Genomic DNA, 19,281 nt, shown 5'->3' with positions numbered 1-19,281 from the left:
TTAATGTGCGTTTTTGCCTGCCAATCTTTGCCAATAATAAAAGCCTGCTAATAATGAAAAACAATCACGATCTGGCCGTTATGCACTGGGGGACGTACCGCGTCACCACGGATGACGGTGTTTTGAAATCTGTTAAACCGGTGGAATGGGATCGCAACCCGTCTGAAATCGGCCAGTCGCTGGTCGGTGGCGTCGACGGTGAAAGCCGTATCCGCCGCCCCGCGGTGCGCCTCGGCTATTTACAACACGGCGCGGCCTCACGCGAAGGGCGCGGGAAAGAGCCGTTTGTAGAAGTCAGCTGGGACACCGCGCTATCGCTCATCGCAGGTGAACTTCAGCGGGTGAAAACCGAACACGGCAATTCCGCGTTTTATGCCGGTTCCTACGGCTGGTCCAGCGCCGGGCGTTTCCACCACGCGCAAAGCCAGATGCACCGGTTCTTCAACCAGTTTGGCGGCTACACCGGCAGCACCAACACGTACAGCCTGGCCGCCGCCGAGCGCCTGTTACCGCACATCATCGGCGACCTGGATGTTCTGCAAAAACAACACACGCACTGGTCAGTTCTGGCCGGAAACTGCGAGCTGTTTGTCGCCTTTGGCGGCCTGCCGTGGCGCAATGCGCAGGTTAACGGCGGCGGCGCGAACGATCACTCCCTGAAATACTGGCTTCAGACGATGGAGCAAACTGGCACACGCTTTATCAACGTCAGCCCGGTGAAAAACGATCTGTCTTCGGTGAAATCCGCGCAGTGGATGTCCCTCAAACCGGGCAGCGATACCGCGCTGCTGCTGGCGCTGAGCTATGTGTTGATCGACGAATCCCGCTACAACGCGGATTTCGTTGCCAGCCATACGGTCGGCTTCGACACCTGGCGCGATTATCTGACCGGCACGAAAGATGGCAAAGCCAAAACGCCGGAGTGGGCAGAGCCCCTGACCGGTATGAGCGCGGAAAGCATCCGGGCGCTGGCGCGTGAGATGTCGGAAAAACGCACGATGATCAACATCGCATGGTCATTGCAGCGGGCAAGGCAGGGCGAACAGACTTTCTGGGCAACAGTGGCGCTGGCGTCATTGCTCGGGCAAATCGGTACGCCGGGCGGTGGGCTGGGTTTTGCCTATGCCTCGACTAATCTCGCCGGTTCCGACCGTCGCACTTTCTCCGGCCCGCGTTTGCCGATGGGCAAAAATTTGGTGCACGAACATATTCCCGTCGCGCGACTGTCCGACATGCTGCTCAATCCGGGCGCGGAATATCAGTTTGATGGCAAAAATTGCCGGTATCCGGATATCCGTGTGGTGTACTGGGCGGGCGGCAACGCGTTTCACCATCATCAGGACATCAACCGGCTCATCAATGCCTGGCGTAAACCGGACACCGTTGTGGTTCACGAACAGTACTGGACGGCGCAGGCGAAATTCGCCGATATCGTGTTGCCGGTGACGACGTCGCTGGAGCGTGAAGATATCGGCAGTGCCAGCAATGACGGCTTTATGATTGCCATGCGCCAGCATATTCCGCCGTTCGCGCAAGCGAAAAGTGACTACGGCATTTTCGCTGAACTGGCGGGCAAAATGGGCTTTGGCGAGGAATTCAGCGAAGGGCGCGACCCGGCGCAATGGCTGCGCCATATCTATGAAATCTCGCGTCCGCGCGCGGAAGCCGACGGTATCGAACTGCCGGATTTTGAAGATTTCTGGCAACAGGGAAAAATGGAATACGCGCGCCCGGACGCGCCGCAGATCTTCCTGAAGGCGTTTCGCGATGACCCGCAAGGCTCGCCGCTCGCCACGCCATCGGGAAAAATCGAACTGTTTTCGCAGACTGTCGCCGGTTTTGATTACGAAGAATGTCCCGGTTTCCCGTTCTGGTATGAACAGGATGCGCAGGAACAGCAGGCATTCAGCGCCCGATGGCCGCTGCATCTGCTTTCCAGCCAGCCACGTACGCGTCTGCACAGCCAGTACGATCACGGTGCTGTCAGCCGCAGCACCAAAGTGCAGGATCGCGAACCGTTGTGGCTTCACCCGCAGGATGCAGCGGCGCGCGGCATCACCGAAGGCAGCATCGTGCGCGTCTTTAACGATCGCGGGGCGATTTTAGCGGGCGTGCATATCTCGGAAGATTTGCGTCCCGGCGTGGTGCAGATGTCTACCGGGGCCTGGTATGACCCGCAGGATCCGACGCAGCCGGATTCAATCGATAAGCACGGCAATCCGAACGTACTGACGGAAGATCGCGGGAGTTCGCGGCTTGGTCAGGGGTGTACCGCGCAAAGTTGCTGGATTGAGATTGAACGCTGGGATGCGCCACTGCCGGATGTGACGGCGTTTCAGCCTCCGGCTTTTGTCGGGGCAGATTCGTAAATCTATGACGGTGCGATTCAGCCAAACGCCTCTTTAATCGCATTAATAAAGCAGCGGATTTTCACAGTTTGCCTCAGCCCGGCCGGTGTCAGAACATGCATCGGCCGGGAAGGGCCGGTGTAATCCGGCAAAATCTGCACCAGCCGTCCTTGCGTAATTTCCTCATTGAGCACATCTTCCGGCCCCAGCGTCACGCCGTAACCTTTGACCGCAGCATGCAACAAGGCACGCCAGTCATTGGCACGCAAACGCCCGGCGGGGTGGACTTCATGCGTTTTCCCGTCCTTGCTGAATATCCAGCGGCACGGATCCTGCGGTGACCAGATCCCGTAAACCAGACACGAATGCTGCGCCAGGCTGGCAGGCGTATCCGGCACACCGTTCTGCGCCAGATAGCCCGGCGAAGCGCAGGCAATCAGCCGGTAAGGCCGGAGCGGGCTGGCAATCATCGGGCCGTCGGTAAGTTCGCCAATGCGCAAAATCACCTCATAACCCTCCTCGACCGGATCGACCATCCGGTCGGTCAGCGTCAGCTCCACCTGCGTTTCCGGGAATTTATCCAGGTATTGCGTAATAAAGGGCGCAAGGGTCGAAGAGCCGAAAGTCACCGGCGCATTCACGCGGATAACGCCGGAGGGCGTGGCTTTCATTTCCAGCGCAATCGCATCGGCGGCTTCTGCCTCGGCCAGCACCAGTTTGCAGCGTTCATAGTAGCTGCGGCCAATATCGGTCAGGTGCTGGCGGCGCGTGGTGCGGTTGATCAGCACCGTGCCCAGCCGCGATTCGAGCCGGGCAATGTGCTTCGCCACCATCTGCGGTGAAATCCGCAATGCCTCTGCGGCGGCGGCAAAAGAGCCCAGTTCGGACGTCCTGACGAACACATTCATGCTGGTTAACCGGTCCAAGATTCGCTCCTTTTTGTTGTTTGTCTGTATCGATGACGGCGATTTATCAACACTGAGTATTGAATTATTCTTTATCTTTCTGCAACGAAATGAAAGGTGAAATCATGAAAATAGGCATTATTGGCGCGGGGTTTGTCGGCCGCGCAGTCGCCAAACTGGCACTAAAGGCGGGGCATCAGGTGATGTTGAGTAATTCACGCGGGCCGCAGACATTGTTCAGCCTGAAACCAATGATTGGTTGTGAAATCGGTACTGCCACGGAAGCCGCAATTTTCGGTGACATCGTGGTGATTGCCGTGCCGCTGACTGCCATCGGGCAATTACCGGCCGCCGAACTCGCCGGGAAACAGGTCATCGACGCAGTAAATTATTACCCGGATCGCGACGGTCAGGTGCCCGAGTTGGATAACCACGCTACGACGACCAGCGAATATCTCGCCGGTTTCCTGCCGGGTGCGGCCATCACTAAGGCGTTCAACTCGATTCGGATGATCGATCTTGAAAACGAAGGCTTACCCGCCAGCGACCCGCAACGCCGCGCACTCCCGCTGGCCGGTGACAACGCCGAAACGAAAAAGCTTGTGACCGGTTTATACGATGCGTTTGGTTTCGACGTCGTTGATGCAGGCGCACTCTCTGAAGGCTGGCGCTTTGAACGCGGTACGCCGACCTATTGCGTGCTGATGTCGAAAGAAGATCTGAAAGCGGGACTGGAGAAGACGACGCGGGAAGGGCAGTAATACAGGCATCAAAGCCCGGAGGGATGACTGGGTTTTGATGTTCAGAGTGATGTTGTCATATTTTTTGGATATCGTTTTATCTATGCGGTTATCCGTCCGTTCCATGAATCTTTGTGTATTATATTACCGTTACAATGTTTCCATGTAATTGATTCATAGCGTAATTGAATATTTTCTAAATGTGTTCCTGTCATCCCACCCGGAAACAAGTTCGGGGTAATTGCAGTTACTTTTATATTTTCCAAAATAATATTGAAGTATTCGCTTTCTATCCCGGCATCCAGAATTTGATACATTTTAAGGACTGCTGATTTGAGCGTTAGCCCATTTGTTAAGGCCTGATACAGAAAAGGCGTTACTCGGTCAAATTCCTTTTGCAGTGTAATCGGTTCATGAACTCGGGTGCCTGTTAATCTTCCAGTGTGTGCATCCGCAGGAATATGCATATTATGACTCAGCGATTTTATCTCAATTGAGCCAATTCTCCCTGTCACTAACGACTCTCCAATAATTGGAGAGCCATTTTCGTCATTTAACCAAAGATAAACTGGATTTGACATACGAGAACCTTTTTAAGTGAATTGTGATGTTCTTAATTTTTCCCGAAAAACCTATCAATAATATTATATAATCCGTATAGAAAGACCAGCCAGAGAGCCATGCCAATAAACTTCGCAGGCCATGGTTCAAGCTTCATAATGCACAGTAGTGAGCCCATTATTACCAACAAGGGATATAAAAATTCCAGTGCATAGTAAACTAAAAATGACAGAGTTTTTCTTAATGCATTAAGTATGGATTTGACAGTTTTAAAAAATAGCCGATTGTCATGCATTCAGTTTTCCTCTCAATTTTTCCATTATTTTTCTGAATGCAGGCGCTCCCTGCGTAACGCGAACTTGTATCGCATCAACGAAGGGTTGTGCAGAGGCTTCAAATAAAAAATAAAGAAGATCGTAATTTCGTTGCCTTAGCATCTTGTATATGTCTGGGCTCTGTTGTTCCAACCTTTCTGACGTTCTTATCGAACGTTCCATCATGCCGCCAATGAGCAGAACACCGGTTAGCGCGGCTATGGGTCTTGATTTAAAAGTGGCTGTTATAAAAGAAACACGCTCTAGTACGGCGGCAGTGGTGATCGATATTATTGTATTGGTTCCCATCCTCCCAATGATTGATGCGATGACATTACGATACACTTTATCTTGCGCTGACTCAGAGAGATATTCATTGAACGTATTAAATACCATGCTCACAGCATTAGTTATATTTTCATAATTAAGAATGTCATTTTTAATGGCATCAGCCATTCTTATTCTGGTGGTTTCGTGTTTGTAGTGGGAATCTGTATCAAAAACCCCATACACCAGATACCCGAAATCGAGAGGAACAGTAAGTGCACCATGCACTAACCCCGTGATAGTTTCTGGAGATAAAATAATTTCCGCTATCCGATCTGCTATATCATCAGTATCTGTCATGTTAGTCCATTAAACAGTAAGTTATTACATTCTTTTCTAAATTTTCTATCGCCATTCTTTAGCATTTTCTAATGCCCGCTAATATACTCCGGTGGCTTGCGTGGGTATAATGCAAAGAATCTATGCATTATGGATGATGTATAGATTTGAAAAATTATCTGTTCTTCTTAATTATGTGAGTATACATAAGGGTCTGTGCAGCGTATGAATGAAATTTCATTTGAGAAGAATTAGTATCCCTAAATATTTATTTGCTGGATTTGCAAATAAAACTTCGTCTCCCCCTTCGCAGGGGGAAGCGAAAACAAATATACATTCATTAAATTGTATTCCAAAAAAATGACCGGCAAAAAAACAAGCAAATCTGCCGAATTACATAGCCTCTCGCCGCTTTCAAAAATCACGCTGAAAGGAGAGGTGGAAAACCGCGACTCTTTTCGCGCGGTTTGAAACCCGAGTGAAGGGAACCGCGCAGCGGCGGGATTTTGCGGCAATAGCAGAAGTTACTAAAACATAGCCAGCAAGCGGTAGCGCGCAGTTAAAAGCGTGGGTGTCCAGAGGGCGCGCGCGATAACGCGCCCTTTGGGCCAGTTTGGGCGGCGAGCCCAAGGTCTTGATTTTGGCCTGAAGCCAGTCTGGGCGGTGAGCCCAGGTTGCTGGCCTCAAACCCCTTCCGGCACCCACGCCCCCTGCAATTTCACCTGCGGGAACCCCGCTGTCAGGATGCGCAGTTCGGCGTCGCGTGGCGTGTTATCGCCTTGCCCCTGAATGCTGACAATATCCTGCGGGCAGGCGGAGAAGGCGACATAGCAATCCATCTCGGCGCGCAAAATGATGTAATCACCCGGGCGTGTGACGACCGGCAGGGTTTTCAGCGTGCGGCCATCGGGCTGAACCTGGATATTCATGAAAATGTTGAACGACGCCAGGTTGCCGTGCGGCAAATTAACACCCAGCTCCGCCATGCCTTCGAACAGGTTGTCGTGGCAGTTGCGGTGCGGTTCGGTGCAACCGAGCAGTTCGTAACGACGTGCATCGCAGGCGGCCATAAAGGTATCGTGGACGCCCGGCGACGTGTCGGCCACCAGCGTGAGAATAGGGTGGCGCTGGCTGGTGATAAAGCTGTCGCCGACCTGCGGATTCAGCCGCTGATTCCACACCCGCGTGGCTTCCATGCACATATATTCACTGACGTCCGCCGCGTTATACGCCCAGCAATCGACCACCTGGGTTCCGTGTAAATTCACCACCTGCACCGCTTCGCCCTTTTTCAAATGCACCGCTTTGCCGTGGCGCGCCGGAATGAGCTGGATGTCGCGATGTTCAAGGTCAGCTGACATGTTTTTTCTCCTGGTTAATGTTGCAGGCCGCGACGATAGCGCGTCATGCGAAATTCAATATGGCGCGCCAGCCAGTCAATCAGGCTGTTCAGCACCCAGTAACACAACGCCACGGTGAGATAGATCTCCAGCGGCGCGTAAGTATCCGAAATCGCCTGTTTGGCGGCGTACATAAATTCCTGCACCGAGACAATCGACAGCAGGGCGGAATCTTTGATGAGGCCGATCATCAGCCCGACCAGCGGCGATAACATCTGCGGCAGTGTTTGTGGCAAAACTACGTCACGCAGCTGTTCGGTGCGGCTCAGCCCCAGAACCCGGCAGGCCTCCCACTGGCCGCGCGGTAACGCCTCAACCGCGGAACGGATCACCTGTGCGATATACGGCGCGTAATACAACGTCAGCGCCAGCACGCCAACCTGTGGCGAACTGAACGTGATGTCGTATTCCGGCAAAACGAAGTAGAGCAAATAGATGACGATCAGCAGCGGCAGTGCCAGCGTCAGGCTGGTGTAGGCCTGCAGGATCCGCTGCCAGAAAGCGGGCGCACGCATCAGGGCGGTCGCCATCAGCGTGCCCCACGCCAGTGAGCAAAATGCCGCGATGGCGCAAAGTTTCAGCGTCGCGATCATACCGTCGCCCAGCGAAGGTAAAGAGGTGATAATTGCCTGCCAGTCCATTATGCCGCTCTCCTTTTAGCTTCGAGGTGGCGTACGGCACCGATCAGCGGCAGCGCAATCAGCAGATATCCCGCTGAAACCAGCAGCAAAACCTGCGTCGCGTCATAGGTACGGGCAATCACAATTTGCCCGGCGTAGGTCAGTTCGGTGAGTGCCACGACTGACGCCAGCGGCGTGGTTTTCAGCAAAATAGTAAACTCGTTAACCAGCATTGGCAGGCTGGCGCGCAGGATTTGCGGATTGATCACAAACCACCAGGTCATCCAGCGGCTCAGCCCCAGCGTACGGGCCGCTTCGCGCTGACCCCGGGTGACCAGGCTCTGGTTCACCCGCAAGATTTCCGCGACGTAAGCACCGCTGTTCATCCCGATCGCCAGGACTGCGGCGAGCATCGGATGTCCGCCAAGCCCCAGACGCGGCAGGGTAAAAAACACCACAAAAAGCTGCACGATGGCCGGTGTGCCGCGCATCAGGCTGACATAAAGCCGCCCGAACGCACGGCACGGCCACGCACGGCGGAGCTGGAGAAAACAGACAATCTGCCCCAGAACGATGCTGAGCAGCGCCGCGAGGGCTGTCAGGATCACGGTCATCAGCAGGCCACGCCCTAATTCGGGAAAGGCGGCAATGACCTGTTCACTCAGCCCCAACATGCGTTATTCCTCGCCAAAAGCGGACAAATTTTCCGCCACTGACAGCCGCAGCGGAGCAGGCTGATCGTTGCCTTCAATGCCGGTGCAGCAGGCGGAAACAATAAACAGGGTGTCAGCAACGACGCGGCAGGTGATGCTGTCGCCCGGCTGGGTGCGGTTGACTTCAGGCAGAATTTCACCTTCACGCGTCAGACGGACATGCATAAACAGATTGATCGGATCTGGCAGTTTCGGAACTTGCATACCCAGACGAGCCAGCTCGCTGCTCACCGATTCTATGCAACCTTCGCCCTGATAACCCTGCTCTGCCAGCCATGCGGTGGTGGAACCCGGTAGCAGCAGGTCGTGGCGTTTCACGCTGTCTTTGCCCAGTACCATGACCGGACGACGGCGGTTATTCACCAGCCGCATCCCGGAACCCAGCAGATAGCTGTTGCTGAATACGCGGGTGTGGTGGACGGACAACCAGACGTCGGGATCGGTCAGGCTGAATCCAAACAGGGAGGCGACGGCACCTTCACCCAGTGCGGTGATGCGCAGTAACTGACCACGCAGCACACGGATGGAACCCGTCTCGCCTGCTTTAATGTCGACCGGTGCGGCAAGCGGACGCACTTCACTTTCGGCCCAGGCCTCACGCATTAACAGCATGCTGAATCTCTCCGTGGTAATGATTGCTGACCTGAATATCGATTGGCGTTACCTGCAAACCGTTGCCCGGGATGATGTCCTGCGGGCAGGATGAAACGGCGCAAATCAGGTCACACAATGCTTCAAACACGATGCAGTCACCGGCTTTACTGTTAGGGTCGGTGACTTCCATCCGGCCATCGGCGGTGACCGGGCCGTTCTGGAACAGATTGAACGGCTCCGGCAGGGTGAAGTAAGTCACACCGTGCGACTTCATACCTTCGAGCAGGTTGTCGACGCAGTTACGGTGGCCCTCAACGCCAAAATCGATGCTGAAACGGGTGCGGTCACAGGCCGGTACGTTGGCATCGTGAATGCCGATAGTGTCGGCGACAATGCGCAACATCGGGCGGTTTGCACTCGACCAGAGTGAGTCGCCGGGTTTAAAGAACAGTGAGCGCAGGTGCTGGCGTGTATGCACCGGCGAAAGCTTTTCACTGAGGTCATCAGCGCTGACCGCCACAAAATCGGCGGCCTGCTGGCCCTGTGCGTCAATGACGGTAATAAATTGCCCTTTGCTCACCTTGAAGGTTTTGCCGTGACCGGCGGGAACCGTCAGCATGGATTGGCACATAACTTACTCCTGGGGAATGAAATTACTGGCGGGCACAACAAAAGTGGTGCCGAGATATTGTTTTTGCAGCGCGCTGAGTTCGCCGTCTTTTTGCATCGCCAGAATGTGGTCACTGATGGCTTTGTTCAGGCTGGTGTCATCTTTACGCGTCGCCCACGCCATCCACTGAGAAGGGCCGGCTTCACCTGCCTGTACCACTTTATTTGGGTATTTTTTGACGATCGGTGCCAGAACCGAGATATCGTCGAAGACGAAATCAGCGCGTTTGGTCATCAGTGTGCTGACTGTCTGATCCAGCGTATCCACGCTGATAATCGTGATCGGTTTTTTACCTTCTTTGGTCAGCGTCTCGTTAAACCCTTTCAGCAATTGCTCCGGCACGCTGGCACTTTTCACCGCGCCGCTCAGGCCGGAGAGATCTTCCGGGGTCAGCGTTTTGCCGCTGAATTTTTTCGCCTCACTTTCACGTACCAGCACACCGTTAACGGTTTTGCTGTAAGGCACGGTGAACAGCACCTTTTTCGCGCGCTCGGCGGTCACATTCAGGGAAGAGCCTTCGGCATTAAACGACCCTGAAATCAGGCCAGGCAAAATGCCGCTGAAGGCGGTTTTCTGAAACTCGAGTTTCACACCCAGGTCTTTGGCGAACGATTGCATGATCGCCACGCTGTAACCGGTGATCTCGCCTTTGTCATTGGTGAATTCATAAGGTGGGAAGGTCGGGTCGATGCCAACGGTGATTTTTCCGCTGCTCTTGATATCAGAAAGCGTATCAGCCTGAGCGGTTGTTGCTGCGCCGAGCGTGAGCAAAGTGGCGATCAGCAGTGCTGTTTTTTTCATTATGGTAGTTCCCTGGTGTTGGTGAAATGTCATTCACAACAGAGCAGGTTTCGTGCCACTTTTTTAACCAGCATGCAGATGAAAATAACCAGAAACGTTTTTTTCTTAGAGAATCAATAAGAAACATTTGTTTCTTTATCTGGTAATTAAATTTCTCTGGTTTCACGCCGCCAAACAAAGGCGGCGCGTCAGAATGCCATATTGCACTGTTTTGGGGGGAGTTGTTCACGCCATGCACCGGCATGGCGCAGTGTTATTCGAGTTCGTCGAGACTCTGATGGAGGGCTTCAATGGCGGCAAGCTGGTCGCTGCCAGATTTCCCCATGCTGCGTGCTACCAGCGAACAGAGCAGGTTACACACGCCGGAAAGCGCGACGGTGCTGTCAAAAATCAGGCTGCCATCGGTGTGACAGCGAAATACCCAGCGGGCGTGCTTTGCCGGTTTGCCCGCCAGAACGTCGGAGATATAGAGCATCGGCACATTGAGTTCCTGCAGGGCACCCATGGCGGCCTCCAGTGCGGGCATTCGCCGGCGCAAACCGACGCAAATCGCTATATCCTGCGGCCCGAGTGCGGCCAGTTGCTCTGCCAGCGAATCGCCGGGGCGCGGCAGCAAACGGACATCCGGGTGAACGTGGATCAGGTCACGGTAGATCAGCATTGCAATACTCTGGCTGTGACGCCATCCCATCACCACCACGCGGCGCGATTTGGCAATGGTTTCCACGCAGGCGGCCATCTGATCGCTTTCCAGCGAGCGGAAGGTATTCACCAGGTTAGAAATCTCTTTTTCCAGATGGTTTTGCATCAGGCTGTCAGGGGGCGAAGCGCTGGGTGCGGCCTGAATATACAAAGGCGAGCCGCTGTTTTGCATTTCACGCGCCTGACGGCGGGCGGCATCATAGCTCTCATATCCGATGTGGCGGAAAAAGCGCGTTGCGGTGGCTTTGGATACCCCGGCGCTTTGTGCCAGTTCGGTGGCGGTGTTCATTGCTAACTGGCCTGGCGCCGCAAGCAGGACGTCAGCTAAACGTTGCTCGTGCAACGAGAGCTGATCCCAGTTCTGGCGGATACGGCCTTCTAACGATGCCGTTTTTGCGTTCATGCATAATCCCCGGAAAACAAAAGTCTCATCCTGCACAGAACGTGCCGGGTTGTCATCCGGAATCTGATCCTGCGTATTGACAGCGGGATGCGGAAGATGGTTGTATTATACAACCGTTTATTATCCATAAAAGAATAACGCATGCCTGACCCGGTATTAATAGAAGAAATCCGCTCATCCTCGCGTCTTATGGTGCGTGAGCTGGGGTTTATGAATTCAACACTGGCGGCCACTGACTATTCGCCTTCTGCCGTACACAGCCTGGTGGAAATTGAAAATCAGGGCGCAATGACTGCCGCGCAACTGGTGCTGATCCTCGGGCTGGAAAAGTCCAGCGTCAGCCGGATGCTTTCACGGCTGTTAGCGGCAGGGGAATTGCGGGAAGAACCCTCTGCTCATGATGCCAGAGTGAAGCAACTGAAACTGACCGAAAAGGGCCGGCAGACGGTCAGCCGGATAAATGACTATGGCGCGATGCGGGTGATTAACGCGCTGGAAAAACTTGATGATACACAGCAGTTAGCCGTGGCGAAGGGGCTGACGACTTACGCCCGTGCACTTGAGCGCTGCCGCAGTGTGCATAGTGCCTCGCCGCTAAATAATATTGAAATTATCACCGGCTACCAGCCCGGCATGATAGGCCGGATTGCGGAAATGCATGGCATGTATTATGCGAAAAACTACGGATTCGGGCATTTCTTTGAAGGTAAAGTCGCGTCAGGGCTGGCTGAGTTCGCGGGACGTTTACATGAGCCTTGCAATCAAATCTGGCTGGCCGTCAGCCACGGAAAAATTATTGGTTCTGTCGCCATTGATGGTCAGGATCTCGGAAATAACGAAGCGCATTTGCGCTGGTTTATTCTCGATGAGGGTTGCCGGGGAAGCGGAACAGGCAGGACGTTGCTCCGTGAGGCGATGACGTTTTGTGATAAACGCGGGTTCGACGCCGTTCAGCTCTGGACCTTCAGTGGCCTCAATGCCGCGCGGCGTCTTTATGAGTCTTTTGGTTTTGAATTGTTCAATGAATGGTCGGGCGATCAGTGGGGAATGACCATGACTGAACAGCAATTCACCCGAAAATCTGCGGGTCAGCGTTAATCCGCTCTGACTGAAACCCGCGTAGTCAGGGCAATGGCGGCGCTGATGACGGTAAACAGGGCAATGATCCACGACATTGTCCACGGCGTACCGTCACTCAGCAGTGCCAGCAGTAAAGATGAAATGATTCCGCTGCCATATTGCAGTGAGCCCATCAGCGCTGACGCGGAGCCCGCCACGTTGGGCACTTCATCCAGTGCGGCAGCAGCTGACGTTGCCGCTATCACACCGTTCATTGAGAAGAAGACAAATACCGTGATGACGATGATGACCACGCCGCCGGTTTGCATTTTTACCGCAAATGCCAGCACCAGGGCGGCGAGGGCGGCAATAAGCACGGCGCGTTTAAGCAGCACTTCAAGCGGATAGAGATGGACCAGACGGCGGTTTGCCAGGCTTACGGCCATCAGCCCGACAATATTTACGGCAAACAGCCAGCCGTAGTGCTGCGGATCCACGCCGAAATAGGTGATATAGACAAAAGGTGAGCCGGTAATAAAGGCGTATGCTGCAACATAATAGAAGGTCAGACATAACGTAAAGCGCATGAATCTGACGTTCGTCAGCAGGGCATAGTAGTTGCGAAATGCGCCGGGCAGGGAGGCTTTTACCCGTTTTTCTTCCGTGAGCGTTTCCGGCAGCCAGAATAAAGAGATAAACATCAGTGCACCGATCACAGCCAGTAGCCAGAAAATGGTGTGCCATGTGGTGAATTTAATCATTTGCCCGCCCAGCAGCGGGCCGGCAATCGGCGCGATGGCCATGATGATCATCAGTGTAGAAAGCATCTGTGCCGCCCGTGTCCGGCTGAACAGATCACGAATCATCGCCCGCGCCAGCATCGGGCCGGTACAGGCACCGAGTGCCTGAAAAACACGCCAGAAAACAATTTGCGGAATATTGTCAGCCAGGGCGCAACCTGCAGAGCCGATGATAAATAAGGCCATTCCCGCAAACAGTGGCAGCCGGCGGCCAAAATGATCGCTGATCGGCCCCCAGATTAACTGTGCGATGCAAAAACCGATTAAAAAACCGGTGATGGTCAGCTCCGCATTACCGTGCAGATCCTTTGCCATCAGGGGCATTGCGGGCAGATAAATGTCAGTAGACAAAGAGGTGAACGCCATTAACGCGCTGAGGATAATAATAAAAGTCAGTCCGGCCGATTTTCCGGTGGCAGTTTGTGCTCGCGCGTGAGATTCATTCATCGTTATTCTTCTGGTTTTCAATAAAGAAACGTATGTTACCGGTAAATCTGCAAAGGATAATCCCCCGAAAGAGCATAGGCATATGAGTGGGATTCATTAATGCAGTTGGTTATATTAATTTATGCAAATATCCCTTCGTTCCGTTTTCTGTGGAGATGGTTATGTCAGATAAAATGCCTGCCCGCTGCCATTGTGGCGCGGTTGTATTTAAGGTCGGACTGATTGACGGGTTGAATACAGCCCGGCGTTGTAACTGTTCATTCTGCCGGATGCGCGGTGCCGTGGTTGCAGCCGCATCGGAGATTGAGATCGTGAAAGGTAAAGAGGTGCTGACGGAATATCGCTTTAACAGCAAATCCGTTGCCCATTACTTTTGTTCCGTCTGCGGTATCTACACATTCCACCAGAGCCGTTCGAACCCGGAACAGTTCGCCGTGAATGTTGCCTGTATAGACGGCGTATCGCCGTTTGATTTTTCTTCACTGAAGGTGACTGACGGTATTAACCATCCGAAAGACGGCGGCGGGGGCGGTGTGGCAGGCATTTTGTCCTACCAGCCAAAGTAATTTTTGAAATCACTCCACGCGGCTGCGTGGAGTTTTAATCGCACCGGAAGTATCAGGCGATGCGGGTGAATTCAGCATCAATCGCTTCGGCCTGATGACGCCATGTTTCGAACTGACGCTGGCGCTCCTGGCTCTGCAACAACGTCTGATCCAGTTCACTGATTTGCTGCTGCAGGCTGATGTAATCACCACAAAACTTCTCTTCGAAGTCACTTGCGCTTAGCAAATCCTGCAGTTCCTCTCGCTGTTGTTCGAAGTTATTTTTCATGACAAGGATCGTTTCAACGAATTTTTTCTCACGTTTGGCTTCCTCCCAGCTATCCCATGCCTCTATTGCCAGCCCGACAATCGCCAGTGCGCCGTTGATGTTTTTCGCCAGATTAACCGCGCCCCAGGGTTTGAAATTTAGCATTTTCCCTAAATCCAGTCCGACCGCCTTAGCGACGGAAGCGATCCCGTCACGGGCGGCAATAATGGTCGTGTTATTGACCATTTTGCTCTTCACCACATAGTCCAGGCCTTGCCTGCCGAAGTTGGTCAGCGTGTTGTTATAATGATTAACTTCATTATCATAGCTCTGGCGTATTTTATTGAGCTCGTGCGAGACGGATTGCAAACGTAGGTCAAATTCATTTTGCAAATGTGTTGAAAGAATTATGCCCCCGTTGCCAATTTTGCGTTCAAAGAAATCAGCAAAAGTTTCCATGCTTTGCCCCTGCAGTTGCAGGATGAGATCGGTAAAATATGTGTTCACAAATGTGCGCAGGCCAACCCTGACATTAGTGATATGACCCTTTGCGGCACCCAATTGCGTTTTCAGCTGGCTGCTCATCACGCTAAGATTTTTCACTTCGCCGCGAATTTTTTCATCCCGCTCAATGGCCACCGGCAACTGCCGGGTGAGGACGTCCCGGACGACGCTTTTTCGCGTTTCTTCTACCAGCACCATCGCGCCGCCATTGTGCTGGATCTTCTCCGTTGTTGCCATTTGCAGACCGGCAATATGGGAAAGAGAACGGAATTTATCCGGGTTAGATAACCAGTACTCCGTGCCCATATCGAAGGGGTTAGCCGCGACAGCAACGATGCTGAGTTTATTCTGCTCATCTGGCGTCAGGGCAATCAAATCTTGCAAACGTGATGTCACGTTCTGATATTTAATGGCTGCACTGGCCTGATATTCGGCTTCATCTTCTACATCGGCGACTTCATCAAAACGGCTCAGCACAAAGACCGTGCGATCCAACAGGTTCAGTGTCCGGAATAGCCAGAGCAAATCTTCTTTATGGCTTTCTTTAATGGGATTCGTGGAGTTCATGACGTACAGAATCAGATGTGCTTCACTCACATACTTTTTCGTCATGTCTTTATATTTTTCCTTTGAATCGCTGTCCTCTTTAAATCCAAACAGCCCCGGGGTGTCGATCAGGACGAAATCCGAACCGACATCATAAACTTTGATCTCGTTGGAGGACTCCTGATGACTGATGTTCATGCTGGCTTTATCCAGCTTTTCCATCCATGCAGCGGCAATGGATGTTTTACCTTCAGAAAACCCGCCAATAAGCGCAATTTTGAGTTTTTCATTGGCGGCGGTGTGAATCGCCGTTTGCAGCTTATTATTTAACTGCGTATCCATCTGGATCCCGAATTCCTCGCCTTGTTTCAGGAAAGCGCTCAGGCTATTTAAAATATCGAGGGCCCGGGATTGTCGGGATTTAAATGCATTCAGCGTTTTTTCCATTATTTTTCTCCTTCAGGTATCAGGCTGTACGATAATGCGGTGAGTTTGGTCACGGTGTCGTGTAATACGCGCTCTATTTCAGAGGCCTGCTGTGCCGGTTCTTTAAGCATAGTTTTCAACCCGGCGACTTTACTGTCCAGTTCAGGGTAGGCTTTCTCCAACCCTTCAAAAATTGATGATCTTATTGATTTCTCGACCTTTTCAAGGTTTTCATCCGCAGATTTTCGTTGTTGGGACATTTTATATCCTGAGCTGAAGAAACTGCGCACTGCTTTATAAGCGGCAAATGCCATGCCCGCCAGGGCCGGTGCCAGAACCAGCCAGCCAACGGGGTTCCAGAACAGCAACGCGCTACCCGCGAGTGTTGCTATCAGGCTGGTGAGCTTCAGACCATTATCAATATCTATTTTCAAATCAAAATTATTATCAATTTTCAAACTGGAATAAGTGGATACGATTTCTCCGGCAAACTGCTGGAAGCGGGTAATAATACCTGAAACTTCCTCCCGAAATATTTCCAGTTCTTTTTTCAGTTGTTCCGGCAGGCATTTTTCCAGACTGGAATGTTGTTTTTTAATGCAGGCATCCAGCGCATCTTTAAATTCATCGTTGCTGATGTCCTTTTCGATAACCTCATAAATTTTTTCACGGGTGGTATTGCGGAAGGCATCAACCGCCGATTCAGCCTCTATTTTAAGCCGGGCCTTGAGTGATTCGAGAGCAGTGTTGAGGCGCTCGTCAGCTTTTTGAGCATTTTCGGTTAATTGCCGGACAATCGGGCAGTAGGTTCCTTCCCGAAGTGCAGAGATCTTAATGATGACGGACTGAACCGTGTTTCTGGCTTTACTGAGGTTCGAACGCATGATCTTTGTTTTACTGTTCGCGACGAGATCCTGAGTCAGCAGCGTCAGAAAGGCGGTCATTCCTGATTTTTCAAGTACCTGTGGCACATCATATTTTTCCAGCAGCTTTTCGCGCTTTTTCGCATTTTCGGTATTTGGTACCAGATGTTCCGCGACGCTCAAAAAGGCGGGAAGGGCACTGAGCGGCACTACGTCCCGGTAATTATCGCCTAGCTGTTCCTGCATTTTGGTATTGAGGTCGGTCAGGCTTTCCTGCTCATCCTCGCTCACCAGCGTCGGGCGGTTTAGCTGAAGCGGATTAGTAATTCGCTTATTGAACAGTGTCCAGACTTCAGTCTGTGCATTTAAATGTTCTTTGATTTTTTCCAGCGTCCCTTGTGTATTGTCATCTCCTTTTTGCGGGGCGGTGGCTTTGCCGGTGACATAAAAGACGGCGTGGGCTTTTTGCACTGCTGAGTGAATTTGTTCACGGACTTTATTTTCTTTACCTTCAATGCCCGGAACATCCAGCAAGGCAAATTTTTGATTATTGGCGGTAAAGTGATAATGCGTTGTATCGAGTGTGAAATCGGAACGTCCGTCGCCAATAATGACACCATCAGACAACGTATTCAGATGTGAAAAATGCGCTTCCATTCCGGCGTATTCCAGCGCCAGTGCTTTATTTTCAGCCTCAGCCGCATTTTGGTTGTGGGTTATTGCGCCAAGCTCGCGACTTTTATCCCCCCCGAGTAGCAGAAGATTTTCACGCGAATGAGCCTGTTCTTTTTGCTCCGGCGTTTTCACCCACAAGTTAAGAAATTTTTGCCAGAGATTGCTTTGTTTATGATGTGCCGCTATCAGAGAGGCCAGCGTATCAATGTGGACCTGAAGCTCGCTTTCCTGCTGAGCATAGCGCTCTTTAACAGCAACCGCAGCCTGCGCCAGTTCCCTGATTTTGAGGTCCAGATCGCTCATCGCTGTTTTCAGTCTGGATATATTCTCGTCACTCAGCTTATGCTTGTGCTGAAACGCAATAAACGCACGTTGCTGAGCCACTTTGCTTTCTTCTTTTAAGATAATACGCAGTGACTCGATTAAGGTCGATTTACCGGCATTTGTTTCGCCATAAAAAGCAATCGTGAAAGTATCCCACTCGGCATTTTTTTGCAGTTCGGCAATATTATTATTAAGGTTTATTTGAAATTTCTGAAGAATTTCTGTCGCGTTATTATTGGCTTGCTGCAAAGAGTCATCAGAGGTTGTCAATGACAAGCTGTCCAGTATTATTTCAACTTCTTTAGCGATTCGCTGATAAATCATATGGGGTGAATGAATCGACGTGGTCATTATATGTCCTTATGAAACATAACTTTCACATTAGCGCAGACTGGTGAATGTATAAATACGCGGCTCTTTTTACTTTAAATAAATCGGGTTTTTCAATGATTATTGATCTGCCGTGTCTTCGTCATCAGCGGGGCCGGCCAGGGAAAATACATCGCCGGATACCGTTTTGGGTTTATAGCCCTGTCCGCCAGGCTGAACAATAAATTGCAGTGAGTCTTTCAGCACGACGGCCCTGCCTTTATTATCCTCACCAATGACATAGTCAACATTAAATGGTGCGATGGCATCGGCAAAAGTGCGGATCATTTCGTCACGATCTTTGTAATCAGGATCATCGAGTTGCAGTATCTGGCTAATAATAGCGCAGTCAACCATGGTGGCCGGCAACCATTCAGCGCTTGAACTGTAGCCGGAACACCAGCGAAGGTTATTGCCGGTCGTCATTGCCTCGATAAGATCGGTATTTTTGCCTACATAGCAGGATCCTAATATTACACCGGTAATATTGTATTTTTTAGATTTATTCCCGATTGCCCGCAACACTTCCTGCATATCAACATTATTGATTTTTTTCCGGTTACCGTGTGCCGCGATATAAACGAGGGTATCTTTGAAAGGGCGTTTGCATAAGCAATCCAGCGCATAATTGAAACTTTTCTTATCGTAGAAATTTGCGTAATAAACTTCGGTATCACCGACAAATTTCGCAATACCCTCAATGAAAGGAACGACAGAAGAACGGTTGGAATCACCTTCGTCCAGTTCCCAGGGGGCTTCTATGACTAAAATTCCACGGTTAGCGTTGTGTGGTGCCATTTATATATTCCTTTATCATAACCCATTATTGATTGATTGCTTTTAGCTATATCGATGAGTGGTTTTCCAGGCTGCTTCTTTTTTCTAGAAAAATGACCCTAAAGCCAGCGTGGGGATCATCGGCACCTTATGCCAAATCTTTAGCTTTTCGGGTAAAAAATGATGCGATGTTTTCGGGTGATGAATTGCAAAGGCCGGGCAGGTGCGGGGAATCAGAGGACAGATCGCTGCGTGAAGGGATACAGAGGGAGCTTTGTCAGTAAAATGAGCCCCATCCTTA

The 19,281-nt window shown here is 51.7% G+C and carries 19 protein-coding genes; 4 read left to right on the top strand and 15 right to left on the bottom strand.

Features of this window, described 5'->3' with window-relative positions; all coding sequences use genetic code 11:
- The first annotated feature begins 53 nt into the window (after window positions 1-53).
- Window positions 54-2,369, top strand: coding sequence for a molybdopterin-dependent oxidoreductase (locus CWS43_RS08515; RefSeq protein ID WP_101076517.1), 2,316 nt, complete (start codon window positions 54-56; stop codon window positions 2,367-2,369).
- 17 nt (window positions 2,370-2,386) lie between these two features.
- Here the strand turns inward: CWS43_RS08515 and CWS43_RS08510 are convergent, their stop codons facing one another.
- A complete protein-coding gene (locus CWS43_RS08510; RefSeq protein ID WP_101076516.1) occupies window positions 2,387-3,274 on the bottom strand; it encodes a LysR family transcriptional regulator in 888 nt (295 codons plus the stop codon).
- Between the two features lie 104 nt (window positions 3,275-3,378).
- On the opposite strand from CWS43_RS08510, the gene CWS43_RS08505 reads away from it, so the two are divergent.
- Window positions 3,379-4,014 (top strand): NADPH-dependent F420 reductase, encoded by a 636-nt coding sequence (locus tag CWS43_RS08505; protein ID WP_101076957.1) that lies wholly within the window; start codon window positions 3,379-3,381, stop codon window positions 4,012-4,014.
- Window positions 4,015-4,094: 80 nt separating this feature from the next.
- On the opposite strand, the gene CWS43_RS08500 is transcribed toward CWS43_RS08505, so the two are convergent.
- The 10 genes from CWS43_RS08500 to CWS43_RS08455 all read right to left on the bottom strand — a co-directional run bounded on the left by CWS43_RS08500 (window position 4,095) and on the right by CWS43_RS08455 (window position 11,377).
- Entirely contained in the window at window positions 4,095-4,574 is a 480-nt protein-coding gene (locus CWS43_RS08500; RefSeq protein ID WP_101076515.1) for a type VI secretion system tube protein TssD, read from the bottom strand.
- A gap of 267 nt (window positions 4,575-4,841) precedes the next feature.
- Window positions 4,842-5,495, bottom strand: a complete 654-nt coding sequence (locus tag CWS43_RS08490; RefSeq protein ID WP_101076513.1) for a hypothetical protein — start codon at window positions 5,493-5,495, stop codon at window positions 4,842-4,844.
- Between the two features lie 662 nt (window positions 5,496-6,157).
- Window positions 6,158-6,835, bottom strand: a complete 678-nt coding sequence (locus tag CWS43_RS08485) for a DUF1989 domain-containing protein (RefSeq protein WP_101076512.1) — start codon at window positions 6,833-6,835, stop codon at window positions 6,158-6,160.
- A 14-nt stretch (window positions 6,836-6,849) separates the two neighbouring features.
- Window positions 6,850-7,515, bottom strand: a complete 666-nt coding sequence (locus CWS43_RS08480) for an amino acid ABC transporter permease (protein WP_101076511.1) — start codon at window positions 7,513-7,515, stop codon at window positions 6,850-6,852.
- Window positions 7,515-8,168 (bottom strand): amino acid ABC transporter permease, encoded by a 654-nt coding sequence (locus tag CWS43_RS08475; RefSeq protein WP_101076510.1) that lies wholly within the window; start codon window positions 8,166-8,168, stop codon window positions 7,515-7,517. The genes CWS43_RS08480 and CWS43_RS08475 overlap by 1 nt, the downstream gene beginning before the upstream one ends.
- 3 nt (window positions 8,169-8,171) lie before the next feature.
- Window positions 8,172-8,819 carry an urea carboxylase-associated family protein gene (locus CWS43_RS08470; protein WP_101076509.1) on the bottom strand — a complete coding sequence of 216 codons (648 nt, stop codon included), beginning with the start codon at window positions 8,817-8,819 and terminating at the stop codon, window positions 8,172-8,174.
- The gene (locus CWS43_RS08465; RefSeq protein WP_101076956.1) at window positions 8,803-9,432 is read right to left on the bottom strand and encodes a DUF1989 domain-containing protein; all 630 of its coding nucleotides are present in this window, start codon (window positions 9,430-9,432) and stop codon (window positions 8,803-8,805) included. Before CWS43_RS08465 ends, CWS43_RS08470 begins: the two co-directional genes overlap by 17 nt.
- 3 nt (window positions 9,433-9,435) lie before the next feature.
- Window positions 9,436-10,272, bottom strand: coding sequence for a transporter substrate-binding domain-containing protein (locus tag CWS43_RS08460; RefSeq protein ID WP_101076508.1), 837 nt, complete (start codon window positions 10,270-10,272; stop codon window positions 9,436-9,438).
- Window positions 10,205-10,501, bottom strand: a complete 297-nt coding sequence (locus CWS43_RS27180; protein ID WP_157825366.1) for a hypothetical protein — start codon at window positions 10,499-10,501, stop codon at window positions 10,205-10,207. The genes CWS43_RS08460 and CWS43_RS27180 overlap by 68 nt, the downstream gene beginning before the upstream one ends.
- Window positions 10,502-10,525: 24 nt before the next feature.
- Window positions 10,526-11,377, bottom strand: a complete 852-nt coding sequence (locus CWS43_RS08455) for a MurR/RpiR family transcriptional regulator (RefSeq protein ID WP_101076507.1) — start codon at window positions 11,375-11,377, stop codon at window positions 10,526-10,528.
- Between the two features lie 141 nt (window positions 11,378-11,518).
- Between CWS43_RS08455 and CWS43_RS08450 the strand changes: the two genes are divergently transcribed.
- On the top strand, window positions 11,519-12,475 hold the full coding sequence (locus tag CWS43_RS08450) for a helix-turn-helix domain-containing GNAT family N-acetyltransferase (RefSeq protein ID WP_101076506.1): 957 nt from the start codon (window positions 11,519-11,521) through the stop codon (window positions 12,473-12,475).
- Here CWS43_RS08450 and CWS43_RS08445 read toward each other — a convergent pair.
- Window positions 12,472-13,683: a multidrug effflux MFS transporter gene (locus CWS43_RS08445; RefSeq protein WP_101076505.1), complete on the bottom strand. Its 1,212-nt coding sequence runs from the start codon at window positions 13,681-13,683 to the stop codon at window positions 12,472-12,474. The genes CWS43_RS08450 and CWS43_RS08445 overlap by 4 nt on opposite strands.
- A 161-nt stretch (window positions 13,684-13,844) precedes the next feature.
- On the opposite strand from CWS43_RS08445, the gene CWS43_RS08440 reads away from it, so the two are divergent.
- A complete protein-coding gene (locus CWS43_RS08440) occupies window positions 13,845-14,249 on the top strand; it encodes a GFA family protein (RefSeq protein ID WP_101076504.1) in 405 nt (134 codons plus the stop codon).
- A 52-nt stretch (window positions 14,250-14,301) separates the two neighbouring features.
- Here CWS43_RS08440 and CWS43_RS08435 read toward each other — a convergent pair whose 3' ends face one another.
- From CWS43_RS08435 to CWS43_RS08425, 3 genes are all read right to left on the bottom strand, one after another.
- Entirely contained in the window at window positions 14,302-15,993 is a 1,692-nt protein-coding gene (locus CWS43_RS08435; protein WP_101076503.1) for a LeoA/HP0731 family dynamin-like GTPase, read from the bottom strand.
- Window positions 15,993-18,185: a GTPase gene (locus CWS43_RS08430; RefSeq protein WP_157825365.1), complete on the bottom strand. Its 2,193-nt coding sequence runs from the start codon at window positions 18,183-18,185 to the stop codon at window positions 15,993-15,995. The genes CWS43_RS08435 and CWS43_RS08430 overlap by 1 nt, the downstream gene beginning before the upstream one ends.
- Before the next feature lie 99 nt (window positions 18,186-18,284).
- Entirely contained in the window at window positions 18,285-19,001 is a 717-nt protein-coding gene (locus CWS43_RS08425; protein ID WP_101076502.1) for a hypothetical protein, read from the bottom strand.
- Between the last annotated feature and the right edge of the window lie 280 nt (window positions 19,002-19,281).

Source organism: Rahnella sp. AA, assembly GCF_002834385.1.
Lineage (GTDB): Bacteria > Pseudomonadota > Gammaproteobacteria > Enterobacterales > Enterobacteriaceae > Rahnella.
This window is presented reverse-complemented; position numbering and strand designations above follow the sequence as displayed.